The 14,168-nt window shown below is 55.4% G+C and carries 23 protein-coding genes, 1 tRNA gene and 1 riboswitch; of the genes, 5 read left to right on the forward strand and 19 right to left on the reverse strand.

Annotated elements, in window-relative coordinates:
* Positions 1 to 7: 7 nt before the first annotated feature.
* The 15 genes from H8S02_RS05860 to H8S02_RS05930 all read right to left on the reverse strand — a co-directional run bounded on the left by H8S02_RS05860 (position 8) and on the right by H8S02_RS05930 (position 7,273).
* Complete coding sequence (locus tag H8S02_RS05860; RefSeq protein ID WP_186969729.1) at positions 8 to 202, reverse strand: hypothetical protein; 195 nt, start codon at positions 200 to 202, stop codon at positions 8 to 10.
* Positions 199 to 408 (reverse strand): hypothetical protein, encoded by a 210-nt coding sequence (locus H8S02_RS05865; RefSeq protein WP_186969730.1) that lies wholly within the window; start codon positions 406 to 408, stop codon positions 199 to 201. The genes H8S02_RS05860 and H8S02_RS05865 overlap by 4 nt, the downstream gene beginning before the upstream one ends.
* Positions 408 to 1,748, reverse strand: a complete 1,341-nt coding sequence (locus tag H8S02_RS05870; RefSeq protein WP_186969731.1) for a ParB/RepB/Spo0J family partition protein — start codon at positions 1,746 to 1,748, stop codon at positions 408 to 410. The genes H8S02_RS05865 and H8S02_RS05870 overlap by 1 nt, the downstream gene beginning before the upstream one ends.
* Position 1,749: 1 nt before the next feature.
* Entirely contained in the window at positions 1,750 to 2,511 is a 762-nt protein-coding gene (locus tag H8S02_RS05875) for a ParA family protein (RefSeq protein WP_186969732.1), read from the reverse strand.
* A gap of 4 nt (positions 2,512 to 2,515) precedes the next feature.
* A complete protein-coding gene (locus H8S02_RS05880) occupies positions 2,516 to 2,878 on the reverse strand; it encodes a helix-turn-helix domain-containing protein (RefSeq protein WP_186969733.1) in 363 nt (120 codons plus the stop codon).
* Positions 2,871 to 3,104, reverse strand: coding sequence for a hypothetical protein (locus H8S02_RS05885; protein ID WP_186969734.1), 234 nt, complete (start codon positions 3,102 to 3,104; stop codon positions 2,871 to 2,873). The genes H8S02_RS05880 and H8S02_RS05885 overlap by 8 nt, the downstream gene beginning before the upstream one ends.
* Entirely contained in the window at positions 3,091 to 3,324 is a 234-nt protein-coding gene (locus H8S02_RS05890) for a hypothetical protein (protein ID WP_186969735.1), read from the reverse strand. Before H8S02_RS05890 ends, H8S02_RS05885 begins: the two co-directional genes overlap by 14 nt.
* 122 nt (positions 3,325 to 3,446) lie before the next feature.
* Entirely contained in the window at positions 3,447 to 4,742 is a 1,296-nt protein-coding gene (locus tag H8S02_RS05895; protein ID WP_186969736.1) for a replicative DNA helicase, read from the reverse strand.
* The gene (locus H8S02_RS05900) at positions 4,736 to 5,515 is read right to left on the reverse strand and encodes a polysaccharide deacetylase family protein (protein ID WP_186969737.1); all 780 of its coding nucleotides are present in this window, start codon (positions 5,513 to 5,515) and stop codon (positions 4,736 to 4,738) included. The genes H8S02_RS05895 and H8S02_RS05900 overlap by 7 nt, the downstream gene beginning before the upstream one ends.
* Positions 5,512 to 5,694, reverse strand: coding sequence for a hypothetical protein (locus H8S02_RS05905; protein ID WP_186969738.1), 183 nt, complete (start codon positions 5,692 to 5,694; stop codon positions 5,512 to 5,514). The genes H8S02_RS05900 and H8S02_RS05905 overlap by 4 nt, the downstream gene beginning before the upstream one ends.
* Positions 5,695 to 5,715: 21 nt before the next feature.
* Positions 5,716 to 5,850 (reverse strand): hypothetical protein, encoded by a 135-nt coding sequence (locus tag H8S02_RS12700; protein WP_279287271.1) that lies wholly within the window; start codon positions 5,848 to 5,850, stop codon positions 5,716 to 5,718.
* 158 nt (positions 5,851 to 6,008) lie between these two features.
* Positions 6,009 to 6,275 (reverse strand): DNA-binding protein, encoded by a 267-nt coding sequence (locus tag H8S02_RS05915; protein ID WP_186969740.1) that lies wholly within the window; start codon positions 6,273 to 6,275, stop codon positions 6,009 to 6,011.
* Positions 6,268 to 6,756, reverse strand: a complete 489-nt coding sequence (locus tag H8S02_RS05920; protein WP_186969741.1) for a helix-turn-helix domain-containing protein — start codon at positions 6,754 to 6,756, stop codon at positions 6,268 to 6,270. Before H8S02_RS05920 ends, H8S02_RS05915 begins: the two co-directional genes overlap by 8 nt.
* A gap of 2 nt (positions 6,757 to 6,758) precedes the next feature.
* Positions 6,759 to 6,959, reverse strand: coding sequence for a helix-turn-helix domain-containing protein (locus H8S02_RS05925; protein WP_186969742.1), 201 nt, complete (start codon positions 6,957 to 6,959; stop codon positions 6,759 to 6,761).
* Positions 6,960 to 7,015: 56 nt separating this feature from the next.
* Positions 7,016 to 7,273 (reverse strand): hypothetical protein, encoded by a 258-nt coding sequence (locus tag H8S02_RS05930; protein ID WP_186969743.1) that lies wholly within the window; start codon positions 7,271 to 7,273, stop codon positions 7,016 to 7,018.
* A 68-nt stretch (positions 7,274 to 7,341) separates the two neighbouring features.
* Here H8S02_RS05930 and H8S02_RS05935 point away from each other — a divergent pair, with 68 nt between their 5' ends.
* The 5 genes from H8S02_RS05935 (at position 7,342) to H8S02_RS05955 (ending at position 11,277) form a co-directional block, all read left to right on the forward strand.
* Positions 7,342 to 7,716 carry a hypothetical protein gene (locus H8S02_RS05935; RefSeq protein ID WP_186969744.1) on the forward strand — a complete coding sequence of 125 codons (375 nt, stop codon included), beginning with the start codon at positions 7,342 to 7,344 and terminating at the stop codon, positions 7,714 to 7,716.
* Between the two features lie 231 nt (positions 7,717 to 7,947).
* On the forward strand, positions 7,948 to 8,280 hold the full coding sequence (locus H8S02_RS05940) for a helix-turn-helix domain-containing protein (protein WP_186969745.1): 333 nt from the start codon (positions 7,948 to 7,950) through the stop codon (positions 8,278 to 8,280).
* Positions 8,281 to 8,335: 55 nt separating this feature from the next.
* Complete coding sequence (locus H8S02_RS05945; RefSeq protein ID WP_207722077.1) at positions 8,336 to 8,707, forward strand: ImmA/IrrE family metallo-endopeptidase; 372 nt, start codon at positions 8,336 to 8,338, stop codon at positions 8,705 to 8,707.
* 48 nt (positions 8,708 to 8,755) lie between these two features.
* On the forward strand, positions 8,756 to 9,799 hold the full coding sequence (locus H8S02_RS05950) for a DUF4236 domain-containing protein (protein ID WP_186969746.1): 1,044 nt from the start codon (positions 8,756 to 8,758) through the stop codon (positions 9,797 to 9,799).
* 89 nt (positions 9,800 to 9,888) lie between these two features.
* Positions 9,889 to 11,277, forward strand: a complete 1,389-nt coding sequence (locus tag H8S02_RS05955) for a tyrosine-type recombinase/integrase (protein ID WP_186969747.1) — start codon at positions 9,889 to 9,891, stop codon at positions 11,275 to 11,277.
* A 117-nt stretch (positions 11,278 to 11,394) separates the two neighbouring features.
* Here the strand turns inward: H8S02_RS05955 and H8S02_RS05960 are convergent.
* From H8S02_RS05960 to holA, 4 genes are all read right to left on the reverse strand, one after another.
* Positions 11,395 to 11,470 (reverse strand) — tRNA-Pro (locus H8S02_RS05960).
* A gap of 150 nt (positions 11,471 to 11,620) precedes the next feature.
* Positions 11,621 to 12,238, reverse strand: coding sequence for an ECF transporter S component (locus H8S02_RS05965; RefSeq protein ID WP_186969748.1), 618 nt, complete (start codon positions 12,236 to 12,238; stop codon positions 11,621 to 11,623).
* A gap of 100 nt (positions 12,239 to 12,338) precedes the next feature.
* Positions 12,339 to 12,470: riboswitch (FMN riboswitch) on the reverse strand.
* Positions 12,471 to 12,513: 43 nt separating this feature from the next.
* Entirely contained in the window at positions 12,514 to 13,116 is a 603-nt protein-coding gene (locus H8S02_RS05970) for a toprim domain-containing protein (protein ID WP_186969749.1), read from the reverse strand.
* On the reverse strand, positions 13,113 to 14,165 hold the full coding sequence (gene holA / locus H8S02_RS05975) for a DNA polymerase III subunit delta (RefSeq protein ID WP_186969750.1): 1,053 nt from the start codon (positions 14,163 to 14,165) through the stop codon (positions 13,113 to 13,115). The genes H8S02_RS05970 and holA overlap by 4 nt, the downstream gene beginning before the upstream one ends.
* Between the last annotated feature and the right edge of the window lie 3 nt (positions 14,166 to 14,168).

A 14,168-nucleotide genomic window follows, 5' to 3' on the forward strand; every position in this document is an offset into this window, starting at 1 on the left:
GTCCCCCCTACTTCAAAAAACGTTCGATCTGCTCAAACGGAATGGTGAACTGCACATTGCCGTCGTTGATGCTCAGTGTTTTACCGATTTCGTCGTTAGTGATGATGCAGTCGAACATCTTCGGCACCAGAAACGGCGATCCCGATACATTCACTCCTCCGCTGACACGAACGTGCAGATTTTTAATCTTCTTTTTCTTCATGCCTCGTTACATCCCAACTCTTTCAGCCGTACCATCGGGCACTGCTCGCACTTGTCTACCAACGCCTCATAGTCCATCTCAAACGGAAACTTGCAATACTCATCACAGAACTCGCTTGCAAGTTTGTTCACCGTCTGCTCCCAGCAAGCCGGATGGAATACCGGACCAGAGCGCACGCCCTGTCCACAGAATTTACACTTCGCCATTATTCCGGAATCACCTCCGTCCAATGCGTTACTGTTACGCTTGCCGGGCAGTCCTGGTCTTCAGCGAAGCGCCAGCCATCCTCCCAGCGGACATACTCGCCATAGCTCCCGTTATCCTTGCGGCACAGCAGCGGCACGGCCTCGGGCGGCTGCTCGGCGGGATACTCGTGCCAGATCACCGATGCAGGCAGGCCGGACAGCATCTGGAAGGGGTCTACCCCCGCCCAGTCGGCCAGCTCGAAAAGCTCGTCTAAATTAGGTAAAGAACAGTCCAGCGGATTATCCCACAGCCAGCGCATCGACCAACGGCACCTAAAGTCAGAAAGGTCATCCGCGCTCGTAACACCGACGCCCGCGAGCGCGAGTTTGATATGCCGCCGCGCCATCGCGAGCGGCGATTTCATGAAGGCGTCCTCGCGCTGCTGGCGCTCGGCCTTGCGCATCTCGGCGTCCTTCGCGCTCGTGATGCGCTGCTTTACCTTGCCGCAAACGAGCTTACAGCCGTCCGCTTTGCTGCACTCATGGCAGCAGCCGACGCAGTATTCCTTTTTTACCCACGCCGCACGCTTGTCTGCGCCGGTGCAGGGCTCTATGAAGGGCGACGCCTCCGGGCAGGTCAGCGGTGTAAAGTCAAATTCCGCCGCCTTGCGGTGCGCTTTAATCTTCTTGCTGTTCAGACTCCAACAACGGTCTTTGTACGCGCCGTGCAGCTCCCTTTGCAGACCCGCATCGCACTGGCTCAGCTCGTAGGCCGTGCTGTCGTTGATGCGGTGGCACTTGAGGTCGCCCGCCCACGCCTTGGTCAGCCCGTTGTCGATTGCCTTTGCCCTGGCAATCTGCGCCTCTGAGGTTTTGAGTACCTCGGCAACGTAACTGCGCAGCTTGCCCGGCAGCTCGACCACGCCGCGTGCTTGCAAATCCTTGAGCGCGGCCTCGATTTCCTTGGCGGCCTGTCCGGTATACTCGGCAGTCAGACCCGCGCCGCCGCGTGCCATGGTGTTGGTCCAGTGCAGGATCAGCGTCTGGATGGACGGGTCAAGGTCAGCATCGAGCACAATACAGGGCGCGGTCTTGCGGTCGAGCAGCGCCAGCGCGTTCCTCCGGCGGTGTCCTGCAAGGAGTAAGTACCCGCCATCGGTCTTGCGGCGCACCACAAGCGGCTGCTGCAGACCGATGACCTTGATGGACTCGGCCAGCTCGTCAATGTCGTTCTGCGCGTAGCTGTTGTTCTCGTTCTCCTCAATCTCGGCCATCGGGATTTGCTCCACCCGCATTTCTCCGGTGTTCGATTTGGACACCGCCTCGCCCATCAGCTCCGCGAGATTAAATTTCTTTGCCATATCACTCCACCTCCATCAGCTCCGCGACCCATGCCCGGTAATCTCGGGCAGCCGCCGAGGTCGGCGACCAACGCGTAACCGGCTGGGCGGCGTAGGTGCTCTCTGTCACCTTGTCCGTGCGGCGGATTTTCCGGTAAAACAGTGGAATCGGGCTGTGCTCTCGCAGCCAGTCCTCGCTCTGGCGCGTTGCGTCAGCGTTGTGCCAGATGGTCAGCAGACCGAAAACTCTGCGCTTGGCAAGGCCGGTGTTCCGCACGCTGGCAATCTGGTCGGCAAGCAGCCGCATACCGGACATCTCAAACGCCCCCGGCTTGATCGGCACAATTACCGTGTCACTTGCCGCAATCGCCGAGATGCACGGTAAACTGAACGACGGCGGGCAGTCGAAGATCATCACGTCATACACATCATCCTCGACCAGTGCGTCACGCAGATCGGCGTACACGCGGACCGCCTGCTTGCGGTCAATGTCGGCGTCCAGATCAACCGAGGCCAACTGCATGTCGGACGGGATAATGTCCAGATCACGGTAAATGGTGTGCTGGATGACGTCCTCGTAGTAGGCCGTGCCACCGTCAAACAGGTCGGCCGTGCTGCAGGCATCAGGTGCAACGCCGATATACTGGCTGGCGTCACCCTGCGGGTCGCTGTCTACCAACAGCACGCGCTTGCCATAATCAGCCGCCAGAATGCCTGCGAGGTTTACTGCGGTGACGGTTTTACCTACCCCGCCCTTCAAATTCACTATGCTTATCGCTTTCATGATTTTATCCTTTCTTTTTCTGTTTTCCGGGCGACCGCATTTTTACGCCGCTAGCATGCAGGATGGCCGAAACCACAGCGTAGGCGCGGCCCTGTCCGCGCGCGATGGCGAGTATGGAGTTTCCGGCCTCGTAAAGCTCCACGATCTTCTGTCTTTCCTCCGGCGTCGCGGATGCGTTGCGCCTTGCCTCGCACCGCGCCTTGGCGTCCTCCTTCGGGTTTACCATGCGCCGCTCGTCGCGCTTCGGCGTGCGGACGGTTTCGGTGTAGCGATACGGCTCGCCAAAGACTCCGGTTCCGGACACCTCAACCGTTTCGTAAATCCCGCGCGGATGGCGGAAGATGACGCGGCGCTCACTTTTATTCATATTCCACCTGCGACGTCGATGCCTCACACTCGCGCTTGATGGTCTCATCTTTGATCATATCAGCGAACTTATCCATTATAGCTAATCCCAGCTTATCGCCGAAAACCTCCACAGCGATTGAGTGCATCGCGATAAATGCACGATGCAAATCTTCAAATAATTCGCGACGGCGGCCTTCGATAAGCTCACTGGCGGTGCCGTCATTGTTAATTTTAATTTCGATCATTTTTCTCTCTCCTTTTGGGATTCATTACCTTGCCTGTTACCCTTTCGGTTCCAAGCGCCATAAGAGCGTAAGTAGCCATCCCCTGGCCTAAATACTCCACCAGCATATCACGCAGCATATAGACTACCTGCGCAGCTTCTTTCAATGCCGCATTAGGACTATCAAATTCGTTCGTCCTGTCCTTAAATCGGCGTTTAGCGTCAACTTTAATCTCAATCATGGGTTTGCCTCCGATTTCTTTTGATATACCCGAGCACCGCGCCAATAGCTTCCGCCCTCTCGCGGTACTCTCGCGCGAGCCTCGGCTCAACGAGCTTGCTCTGTGCGTACAGCCTGCGGCGGTCAAACCGCAGCTTTTGGATTGCTTTTCTTAGCTTCATTCTTTTTCTCCATCCTCTTCGTCTGCACGATCACCTCGCGCTGGCCGTCCATGTACTCGACAAACTGCTGCACGCTGCCGTCGAAATCGAGGTAGACTTTGCCGAGGCGGCCCTCCTTGTTTTTGAGCACCTGCAGCACGCGCTCGTTTGCCGGTGCGCTGTCCGCCTCGTTCTTGTAGAGCGCAAGCACCGCATCGGCGTCCTGCTCGATCTGGCCGGACTCGCGCAGGTCGGTGAGCGACGGCTCGCCGTCGCGCGCCTCAGACGCTCGCGAAAACTGCGACAGCGCCACGACCAGTATTTTTTGATCCTGAGCCATAGTGTGCAGCCCCATGCTGATGTTGGTAACGACTGTAACACGGTCACGCCCCGGCGCCCGGAGTAATTGCAGGTAGTCGATAAAAACTATCCTATGTCGGCGGCTTCGCGCGCAATCCAGAATGTTTTGCACGCTCCACCCCGGCGCATGCACCAGCTCGATGTCGCTCTCGGTGATCTCGCGCTGCAGGCGGTTGAGCCGCGTCCACTCCTCCGGCGTCATCTCCCGGCGGTTGATGTGGCCGAAGTCGATGATCGCGCGGTTCGAGACGATACGGTTTATCAGCTTGGAGGGCGTAGTCTCGAGGCTGTAAAAGCCGACTTTCGCGCGCCGCCCCATGTGCGTCGCCATCTGGAGCGCGAGCGCCGTCTTGCCGGCGGACGGGCGGCCTGCAAGGACTACAAAATCGCCGAAGTCGCTGTACAGACGGCTATCGAGTCGGCTGAACCCGTACTCGATGAATTTTCTCTTTGTCGTCTGCTCGAGGGCGAAGGTTTCAAGTCCCTGCGACAGCGAGACGATTTCTGCGCCCTGTTTTTCCGCCGTGGCCTCCATCGCCGCGGCGATGAGCTCGCGCCCTTCCTCGCTCGTGCGCACCTGCGTGAGCTTGTCAGCCAGCTCCCGCAGGCGGCTGACTTTCGTCTGCTCCTGCATGGCCTCGGCGTATGCTTTCCAGGCGCTCGCCGTGCTGCATACGTCCATGCACTCCATCAGCAGCGGCTCGTATTCCTTGCCGATGGCGGCGCGGATCGTCACCGGGTCGAGCGGCCGGCCGCGGTTGAAGATCTCGCGTGCCGCGGTGTACACCGTCCGCAGCTCAGCGCGGAGAAAATCGCTCTCGCGCGTCGCGGCGAAAAGCTCGCCTGCGATCTTCGGGTCAAGCAGCAGCGCGCCGATAACGCTGTACTCGGCCGCGAGCGTCGCTCGTTTCTCTACCACACCTCGACCTCCTCTCGCCGCCTGGGCGGCTTGTCCGGCGCGGCTTCCGCCGGATTGTCATACTTGCCCTCGAGCACCTTGACCAGATTGTTCTCGTTCAGCAGCCACTCAAAATCGGCTTTCCAGTGGCGGTCGTTCTGGCCGGTGCAAAAGCTGCTCGCCTGTGCCTTGCGGAACGCCTCATCGAGCTGCTCCGGCGTGTAGCCCTTGCTGTAAATCCGCCGCACTGTGAGACAGCGTTTGTCCGTCAGACGGACGACTTTCGGCAGACTGGTGCAGATGGCGTTATAGCGGTCCGCAAGCTGCTGCGGCTTATTGCTTATTTCGGGCTTATTTGCCTTATCTTCCTCTTCTCTTATCTGTGTCTTTAACTGTTCATTAATCATTTCACTGTTCGGTGACAGCTTGTCACTGTTTGGTGACAGGGTGTTGTCACCATTTGGTGACAGGTCACCACCAAACGGTGAAATGGGTAATTTGCTCTCGTCGAGGGCGTAAAACAGGGTGCGATCGTGGCTGTCCCTGGCGTAGTTCGCGGTCAGCAGAACGCCCTTGTCCTTGAGGTTCTTGACGATGCGCTCGATCTGCCGACGCGACCAGAACGGGAACAGTTTTTCCATGGCGCGCAGGCTGTTGTACGTCCAGTATCGGCCTTCATGCCAGTGCCGGTCATTGGCGGCATTTTTCTCAATCCAGAACTGGAGGCGCGAGATAAAGACCGCGCCGTCCACGCCGTACATCTCAGCGACTGCACCATCGAAATGGTAGTTCATGTGTCCACCTTCCCCTCACCGCGCATAATGCGCAGGTTCTCGCGCAGATGATGCCGTGCGCGTACCGTCATGAGAAAGGATGCAAGACGGTACGCGTCCGTGTGCATTTCCTCGGCCAGCGCATGGAGGTCCTGCCACAGCTCGTCCGACAGGTGGACTCTCAGAATGATTTCAGGCATAGTTATCCTCCTCTTTCAGCCTTATGCTGTATGATGTGCGCCGCCGACCCACATGGCCAGCAGTCCGACGGCCGCCACGAAAAACGTCGCCCAGCCGCTGAGCAGATTCGCATTGTCCGCACCGGATGCGCAGACAAGCAGGATAAAGCCGACCATGGAAAGGGCTGCCCGAATTTTTCGATCAGTCTGTTCTCGGGCTTGACGGCTTTTGACCGTGGTGTTATAATTACAAATACAAGATGTTTTCGCATTTGCGCTTGCTACGGTTGCCGCCGTGCAGGCGCTTTTTCTTTGTCTGTTTTTCATGCCGCACCTCATACTGACCACCGGATATGCTCCGGCACCTTACGGATACCTGTCTCCTGCTGCTGGCCTTGCAGATCAAGCGTCGGATGCTCGGCAAGATACTCGATCAGCGTGTCCAGGTTGACAAACTGACGGCAGCCTGCTGTAATCATCGGCACCGCGCCCGATCTCATCAGGTAGCGGATATGATGCTCGCAGAACTTCGTGCCCGGATCGAGCTTGCGCAGCTCGCTGGCAGCTTCCTTTGCGCTGCGGATTCTTGGTAAATTAGCCATTCTTAGCACCTCCGGATGCAAAATCCAATTCCAACGCCGCTGTTACGATTTCGTGTAATTCGGACATGATCTCGTCGTGCAGCGGCTTTTCCGCTGTCGTGATGACGCCGTCCTCGTTGATTTCCATCAGCTGATCGAGCCGTCCATCTTTGGCGAACCTGCCGATCAGACGGATGAGCCGCATGGTTGCGTGCTCCAGCGTCCGTACGCCTACCTGCGGCAGCACTCCGGCGAGATCACCCGATTGGATATGCTGATAGCACAGATACGGGAAATCGTACAGCTGCGCCATCCGCAACACCGTGCTGTCCGGCGGCCGGCGGCGATCCTGCTCATAGGCTCCGAGGCTCTCGACGCTGATGTCCAGTCGTTCGGCTGCGACTTCCTGCGTCAGACCTTTCAGCTCGCGAGCGGCTGAATAGATATTTTGGTTTTTCCGCGCACTGGTAATGGGCGCGGACTCGGTATATAATGCAGCCATAGTTAAACAACCTCCTTCTCCCCTTTGTACAGATCGTCCAGCGTGCAGCCGAGATAGATTGCGATTTCCGGCAGCAGTCGGGACGGAGGGTACAATCCTTCGCTCTCCCACTTGACTATTGCGGTCTGGCCAACACCAAAATGTGCCGCCATATCCACCTGTCGCAGACCCTTTGCCAGACGCAGTTCTTTGATTCTTCGCATTGTGTCACCTCCCTCCCAGAGTCAACATAGTTACTGCTGACTCTGGGCTTATGGAATTATTTGAATATAACCGCAAAAACAGCTATTGCCGCAACAATTAACGCAATAACAGATACTTTTTGACAAACATACAGTTTACATCGCAAATTCGCATAATTACTCGAAAAACTACCTCTCGTCTTACGCAAGGCAGTCATAAGCTGCACCATCTGCTTAGTAATAGCAGCTTGATCGTTGATGTTTCCACCTGCTACGTTCGCCATTGCATCTAACCGACTCATTTGGTTAAAGATTGCTTCTAAATCCTTGGGCATCTCTTCTCACCTCCCTCTGGTGTTCCTTCCTTTCCCGTGGTAGAATTTAGGGGAAAGGAAGTGTTCGTATGGCATCTTTGTCGGAGATTTATTTATCTCGTACCGAACTTTGGTTATTGAAATTCATATACTTTCACAAAAACCATACCATTGCACGCGATAGTTCGCTTGCATCTAAGAAAACATTTTTGAAGTTGATGGATCTGCATTTTGTTGAATCATCTTGTGATTTCAAAAAGTTTCCTGAGATTATTAACGATATAGGCGAAATGGAAGCTAACTGTTACTGTGTTTCAGACTTGGGTGAACAGTTTCTCCGACTTCAATCAGTTCGGTTCAAAGCCGACCGCCGATATTGGATAACGACTGGTATCGCTATTGTTGCGCTGATTAAGTCATTCCTTCCAGAATTGACCGCACTAGCGGAACGATTATTGAAATAATTAACGCAATAATCGAAATCACTAACGGAAAATCCGGATGTTTTTTCGGAAAATCGTTAATCCATCGTTCAAATCGGTTCATCCTCCCTCACCTCCATATCACTTTCTGTGTTATTAGTTTATAACACTCTGAGTGTTATGTCAAGCGTTTTATGGATTTTTTTATACGTTCTGTGTTTTCATATTTCTTTATATTACTTTTGGTGATATGATTGTACCGAGGTGAACCGTATGATTCGCATTAAAGAGTTGCGCAACGAAAGAGAATTATCACAAAAAGACTTAGCATTATACTTTCATGTCGCTCAAAGCACTGTTTCAAGCTGGGAAAAAGGCGTACGTGATCCCGATACTGATACTGTCGCTTCTTTAGCCGCATTTTTTGATGTATCAACGGACTATCTTCTTGGTAAAACGGACATAAGAAAACCGGCCGGTCACCCAAGTATAGACGATGACGACATCAAATTCGCGCTTTTCGGCACGACCGACATAGACGATGCAACATTAGAGGACATCAAGGCATACGCACGTTTCAAGCGTGAGCAATATAACAAAAGGTAACTTTATGGATCGCAGAACGAGCTTATATCTATACGCATGGCGGAACCACATTGACGTGGACTATTTCCCGATGCAAACGGCTGAGGCTTTCTCGGTTCCGATCGGCGGCACCTGCGCCATCGCTCTGGACCCGACCAAGATCCGATCCGAAGCGGACGAGGCGGTCAAGCTGTCGCACGAACTCGGCCATTGTGTCTACGGCGGGTTTTACAACCAGTACACGCCGCTAGACGTCCGCGAGCAGCATGAGAACAAGGCAAACGCCTGGGCGGTGTATCGGCTTATCCCTTGGGGTAAGCTCAAGCAAGCCGTGAAGAGCGGCATAACCGAAGTGTGGGACTTGGCCGAGTATTTTGACGTGACCGAGGATTTCATGCGTTGGGCGCTCTCCTACTACACAGAGCGCAAAAACTATAAATTTGAGTAAAAAAATAAAGGTGTTCAATTTGAACACCTTGCTAAAGGGGTTTAGGCTATGGGATTCAGATTCCGCAAATCTTTCAAAATCGCGCCGGGCGTGCGCGTGAACGTCGGTAAAAAGTCCATCGGCATCTCTGCCGGCGTCAAGGGCGCGCGTGTGTCAGTGAACAGCAGCGGCCGCAAGACTACGACCGTCGGCATCCCTGGAACAGGCCTGAGCTACCAGAAAACCGAGAAGATCGGTGGCCATGCTGCTACCGATAAGCATGACCAGACCGCGCCGGAGTATACGCCGACCGTCGATCTCCCGCCTATCGACCCGCAGCCGCCGCGCCCGCCCCGGACGCCGAAGGGTACGCTGACCCTGCTTAAAGTCCTCGCCGTCCTGCTGATAGCGATGAGCCTGACGCTGACGCTTGCCTCCGTCGTCGGTGGCTTCATCGGCACCGCCCTCGGCTGCTTTATCCTGTACTACCGCCGCACTCGCATCGCGTGGAATGGCGACAAGCCGCCGCGCTGCCGCTGGATGGTCGTCGTAGCCGTCCTCTTCGTCTTGCTCGCCGTCGGCGGCAAGGCTTCGCCCGATCCGGCCGCCGACGCCACCGCCGAGCAGACCGTTCAGGCCGAGCAAGCCGCCGCCGAGCAGGCCGCCAAGGAACAGGCCGAGAAGGAAGCTGCGGAAAAGGCCGCCGCCGAGCAGGCTGCCAAGGAACAGGCTGAGAAGGAAGCCGCGGAAAAGGCCGCTGCCGAACAGGCCGCCAAGGAGCAGGCCGCCAAGGAGCAGGCCGAGAAGGAAGCCGCGGAAAAGGCTGCCAAGGAACAGGCTGAGAAGGAAGCCGCGGAAAAGGCCGCTGCCGAACAGGCCGCCAAGGAGCAGGCCGAGAAGGAAGCCGCGGAAAAGGCTGCCGCCGAACAGGCTGCTGCCGCCGCTGCCGCTCAGGCTGCGCAGGAGCAGGCCGCAGCTCAGCAGAGCGAGACTGTTTACATCACGCCCAGCGGTAAGCGTTGGCACCGATCCGCAAGCTGTGCCGGCAAGAATGCCCGCGAAGTCACCATGGATCAGGTCGGCAACCGCACGCCCTGCAAAAAGTGCGCATAATTTCACAGCAGACCCCTGCCCTTTCTGGGGTCTGCTATATTTTCAACCGTTCAATCGAACAAATGTTTCTTTTTTGAGGAGGCATCTCAATGGCAACCATCAGAAAACGCGGTAAATCATATCAAATCCGCGTCTCTTGCGGATACGACATCACCGGCAAGCAGATCGTCAAAACCCTCAACTGGACGCCGCCGGACGGAATGGGTGCACGACAGCTGAAAAAAGAACTGGACCGTCAGGCCGTGCTCTTTGAGGAGAAGTGCCGCGACCGAACGGCTCCCTCGGGCAGCATTAAGCTGGCTGACTACATCGACCAATGGCTGACCGATTACGCTGAGATGCGCCTCAAAGGTACTACCATCGCAGGCTATCGGCACTTCCGCAGCCGTGTTGTCGCCGGACTCGGACATCTGCGACTGGATAAGATCACACCGAACCATCTGAATGCTTTCTATCGAAACCTGATGGAGGAAGGCGTGCGGAATCGCGGCCTGTACCGCTGCGACGACTTCAAGGCGATCACCAGGGCGGCCGGTATCACAGCCAAGGCCGTAGCCGAAAAGGCACATGTGCGTGTAGAAACGCTGTACGGCCTCAACCACGGCAAGAACGTTTCTGCGGAGACAGCGCGTAAGATTGCCGATGCCCTCAACACCACAGTAAACTATATTTTCGAGCCTGCGCAAACAACGGCGGACTTATCCAGCAACACCGTCAACCACTACCATAAGTTTTTGTCAACCGTCCTTAGCACAGCAGTTAAGCAGGGGCTGATCAACGATAATCCCTGCACTCGCGCCGATCCGCCTGCTTACGCAGAAGATGAGCCGACATATCTGCAAGAGGATGATCTGCAAAAGCTCATTCAAGCATTAGCGCATGTGGAGATCAAGTATCGTACAGCAATCTATCTCCTGCTCGACAGCGGCATGCGGCGCGGCGAGCTGCTCGGCCTGGAGTGGAAGGACATTCACTGGGACAGCTACACCGTCACGATCCGCCGCAACTCGGTGTATCTCCCCGACCGCGGTACGTATACCGAAACGCCAAAGACGCGCAAGTCCGTGCGTACCATCAAGCTGCCGCAGGAGACCTTTGCCATGCTCCAGCAGTACCACGCATGGCAGTCCCGTCAGCGGCTCAAGCTGGGCGATAAGTGGCAGGAATACGATCGCCTGTTTACGACATGGTGCGGCGCACCGATGAACCCCTCTACCCTCACCGGCTGGTTTACCTCCTTCGCCCGGGAAATTGGCCTGCCGGAAGGCACCACGCTCCATTCTTTGCGTCACACCAATGCGTCCCTGATGATTGCCACCGGCACCAATGTGCGCACCGTGTCCGCCCGTCTGGGCCACGCGCAGACTTCTACCACCACCGATATCTATGCGCACGTAATCCAGTCCGCTGACGCTGCCGCGTCTGATGCCGTCGGCAGCATCATCCATGCAAAGCAGAGCAAGACTAATGCTGATTAAACTCGAATAAGGGACAACTAAAGGACAGCTCGCAGTTTTTATGCGAGCTGTCCTTTTCAATGTGCTATTAGAAGTTACAAAAAAAGCCGCCCTTTCTCTCGAAAGAACGGCTTTATCTGGTCCGAGTGACAGGACTTGAACCTGCGGCCTCTTGACCCCCAGTCAAGCACGCTACCAGCTGCGCTACACCCGGATTAATCCGTAAGGCTTCAAACCTTACTTATTTATTCTATCAAAATGGTCATTAAATGTCAAGCATAATTTTATAAAAATATGATTTTTGCATTACTGCATGGAAGCAGAACGAGCGCAGCCGGTTTTGTCCGGACTGCGCTCTGATTTTTTATCCTGCCTGATGACGGGAATGATGGAACTCGATCTGCTTGGTTTTAATGAAAACACTCAGTTTTTTGTATGCAAGCATCGTGATTACGGTGAGAATGGCGCCCTTGATGAGATTGAAAGGCAGAACGCCGAGCAGCAGGTACATGCCCATGCCGGTAATGCTCGGGTTGACCGCCGAGCAAAGCTCAAAGATAGCGTCCAGATTCCAGCCCATGCCGTTCACATAGAACGGAATGATCAGGAAATAGTTGGTGAGCATACCCATGCACGCCATCGCGACCGAACCGACAGCACAGCCGATGACCGCCATTTTGCGGCTTTTGTGTGCGCGGTAGACCAGAACAGCGATGATGACAAGTGTGGACAGCATGAGAAAGTCTGCGGCTTCGCCCGAACCGGCGGTCTGGGTCTGTGTCAGATGGATCAGATCCTTGATGCCGATCATCGTGATCGCCGGAGCGATGCCGAGAATGAATGCTCCGACCAGAACGACAGCGCCCGAAAGATCGACCTTGAGAAAGGGCGGCATGAACGGAATCGGAAATTCAAAATACATCATAATGGTCGCGATCGCCGCAAATACTGCGGTGCAGGTAATTTTTTTTGCTTTTGTCATAACAGCTTCCTCTTTGCGTGTTCTGTTTTCGGTCTGCTGACCGAGGGAAAAACAAAAGCCCTTTGGAAAACTCCAAAGGGCGCACAGACGTACCGAAATACCCCTGTTTCTCTCATCCGGACTATGACCGTCGGTCGGGATTCACACCCGTCATGCCTTGCGGCTCGCAGACTATCGGGACTCACGCCCGTTTACTGCCGGTGGAGACTTTCACTCCGCCCTGAAACAGAACATTTTTATTGATGGCTCTATTATAAGCCGTCTCTGCTCTTCTGTCAATCCCCGGAAGAGAAACTTTGCAGGATCTCGCAAAGCTGCTGACGAGTGCCGACAGCGTTGATGAATTCGAGCAGTGCGTTGGCAGTCATGTGCTGCGGCAGATCGAGAGCCTTGAGGACGGCAGCACGGCGCGCCGCGCTGTCCGGACGGCCGGACAGACCCCATTCAAAGAAGTCGGCCTTGGTAATCGTTCTTTCCGCAGGGGCGCGCTCTCCCTCTCCTTCAAACGTTGCGCCGGCGCGGCGGAGTGCGTCCAGGATAACCTCCGGACGCATCCCCTCGACGCCGAGCTTGCCCTCCTTGGAGCCATGCTTTTTGCGCCGCTCCTTGCCGGTAACATCGGGGACGTATGCCTGCTTGATCCTGTCCTGAGGGAGAGCGCCCTTGAGATAATTACGGATGACGAAGCCTGCGCCGTCGCTGTCGGTCAGCACGATCAGGCCGCGCGTTTCGGCAATGCGACGGATGACCTTAAGCTGATCCTTGTTATTGAAGATACGAAAGCCGCCGGTTTCGAGGACTACCGTGTCGACCACTTGACGGACGGTATTGACATCGTAGCGGCCCTCCACGAGAATTGCTTCACGCAGTTTTATCATGATTTCGCCCCTTTCACCTCAGCCGCAATGTCGAGCAGCGTCAGCTCGATCAGCTTCTGCCTGTCGACGGCACTTCCCTTCAGCTCCGAATCTGTGCGCGCACAGAGCGAAGCCGCCCGGCGCAGTACCGGAAGCGGAAGCCGCCGCGCCGCGTTCTGTATCTTTTTGGCGTAAAACGGCGATTTTGAGCCGATCATTTCGGAAAGATACCGGTCTCCCCCGCGCGTTTCTGCACAGATCTTCGCAGCATACAGGCGCTGAATGTGGCGCATGATGGTCGTGAAGATGATGACCTCATTGTTCTTGAGGCGCAAAAGATCCCCGACGAGGGCAACTGCTTTTTCAAACCTTCCTGCCGCGATCGCATCGGTCAGGTCGAACACTACCGCATCCAATACTGGTGAGCAGACCGCGTCGATGTTATAGCGCTTGATCTCGCCTGTCGTGCAATGCGCTGACGCCTTTTCGATCTCTCCCATGAGATTGGTCAGTGATGTGCCGCACAGGAAGATCATATAGGCTGCATCTTCATCCGAGATGATACAGTTCAGCTCACGCGCACGGCGTTCCAGACGCTCGATGAGTTCTTTTTCCTCCAGACGCGCAAATTCAGCAGTACAGGCTTTTTTTTCGAGCAGCTTGTACATTTTGGTGCGCTTGTCCGGTTTGGCCTCGAGAATGTCGAAATAAAATACCAGACAGACATAGTCCGGCAGGTCGGACAGCAGGTCGATCAGCTGGTCTCCGAAAGACGCAGGCGGCGCATAAATATTGAAATCAGTCACGATGACCAGCTTTCGTTCGCTCATCGCCGGATAGCTGTCTACTGCCTCGGTCAGCGACTCGAGCGTCAGCGTCTTGCCGTCCAGTTCGATGAGATTGAAGTCTGCGAATGTCTCATCTACGACTTTTTTTCTGAGCTGCCGCAGATAGTATTCTCTGAGGTAGGCCTCCTCGCCGTACAGGATGTACAGCGTCTCAAAGCTGCCCTTTGCGAGATCCTGCTTGAGCTTCAGCCGCCCGTTTTTATTTTGCTTTTCGACAGCCATGCC

The sequence above is a fragment of the Agathobaculum hominis genome, assembly GCF_014288055.1.
Taxonomy (GTDB): Bacteria; Bacillota; Clostridia; order Oscillospirales; family Butyricicoccaceae; genus Agathobaculum; species Agathobaculum hominis.

Coding starts and splice junctions, on each gene's coding strand:
- H8S02_RS05970 (WP_186969749.1), bottom strand. CDS start 13,116: ATGATAAAACTGCGTGAAGCAATTCTCGTGGAGGGCCGCTACGATGTC.
- H8S02_RS05865 (WP_186969730.1), bottom strand. CDS start 408: ATGGCGAAGTGTAAATTCTGTGGACAGGGCGTGCGCTCTGGTCCGGTA.
- H8S02_RS05955 (WP_186969747.1), top strand. CDS start 9,889: ATGGCAACCATCAGAAAACGCGGTAAATCATATCAAATCCGCGTCTCT.
- H8S02_RS05920 (WP_186969741.1), bottom strand. CDS start 6,756: ATGGCTGCATTATATACCGAGTCCGCGCCCATTACCAGTGCGCGGAAA.
- H8S02_RS05965 (WP_186969748.1), bottom strand. CDS start 12,238: ATGACAAAAGCAAAAAAAATTACCTGCACCGCAGTATTTGCGGCGATC.
- H8S02_RS05900 (WP_186969737.1), bottom strand. CDS start 5,515: ATGAACTACCATTTCGATGGTGCAGTCGCTGAGATGTACGGCGTGGAC.
- H8S02_RS05870 (WP_186969731.1), bottom strand. CDS start 1,748: ATGGCAAAGAAATTTAATCTCGCGGAGCTGATGGGCGAGGCGGTGTCC.
- H8S02_RS12700 (WP_279287271.1), bottom strand. CDS start 5,850: ATGGTCGGCTTTATCCTGCTTGTCTGCGCATCCGGTGCGGACAATGCG.
- H8S02_RS05875 (WP_186969732.1), bottom strand. CDS start 2,511: ATGAAAGCGATAAGCATAGTGAATTTGAAGGGCGGGGTAGGTAAAACC.
- H8S02_RS05950 (WP_186969746.1), top strand. CDS start 8,756: ATGGGATTCAGATTCCGCAAATCTTTCAAAATCGCGCCGGGCGTGCGC.
- H8S02_RS05905 (WP_186969738.1), bottom strand. CDS start 5,694: ATGCCTGAAATCATTCTGAGAGTCCACCTGTCGGACGAGCTGTGGCAG.
- H8S02_RS05860 (WP_186969729.1), bottom strand. CDS start 202: ATGAAGAAAAAGAAGATTAAAAATCTGCACGTTCGTGTCAGCGGAGGA.
- H8S02_RS05915 (WP_186969740.1), bottom strand. CDS start 6,275: ATGGCTAATTTACCAAGAATCCGCAGCGCAAAGGAAGCTGCCAGCGAG.
- H8S02_RS05940 (WP_186969745.1), top strand. CDS start 7,948: ATGATTCGCATTAAAGAGTTGCGCAACGAAAGAGAATTATCACAAAAA.
- holA (WP_186969750.1), bottom strand. CDS start 14,165: ATGGCTGTCGAAAAGCAAAATAAAAACGGGCGGCTGAAGCTCAAGCAG.
- H8S02_RS05930 (WP_186969743.1), bottom strand. CDS start 7,273: ATGCCCAAGGATTTAGAAGCAATCTTTAACCAAATGAGTCGGTTAGAT.
- H8S02_RS05925 (WP_186969742.1), bottom strand. CDS start 6,959: ATGCGAAGAATCAAAGAACTGCGTCTGGCAAAGGGTCTGCGACAGGTG.
- H8S02_RS05890 (WP_186969735.1), bottom strand. CDS start 3,324: ATGATTGAGATTAAAGTTGACGCTAAACGCCGATTTAAGGACAGGACG.
- H8S02_RS05885 (WP_186969734.1), bottom strand. CDS start 3,104: ATGATCGAAATTAAAATTAACAATGACGGCACCGCCAGTGAGCTTATC.
- H8S02_RS05935 (WP_186969744.1), top strand. CDS start 7,342: ATGGCATCTTTGTCGGAGATTTATTTATCTCGTACCGAACTTTGGTTA.
- H8S02_RS05880 (WP_186969733.1), bottom strand. CDS start 2,878: ATGAATAAAAGTGAGCGCCGCGTCATCTTCCGCCATCCGCGCGGGATT.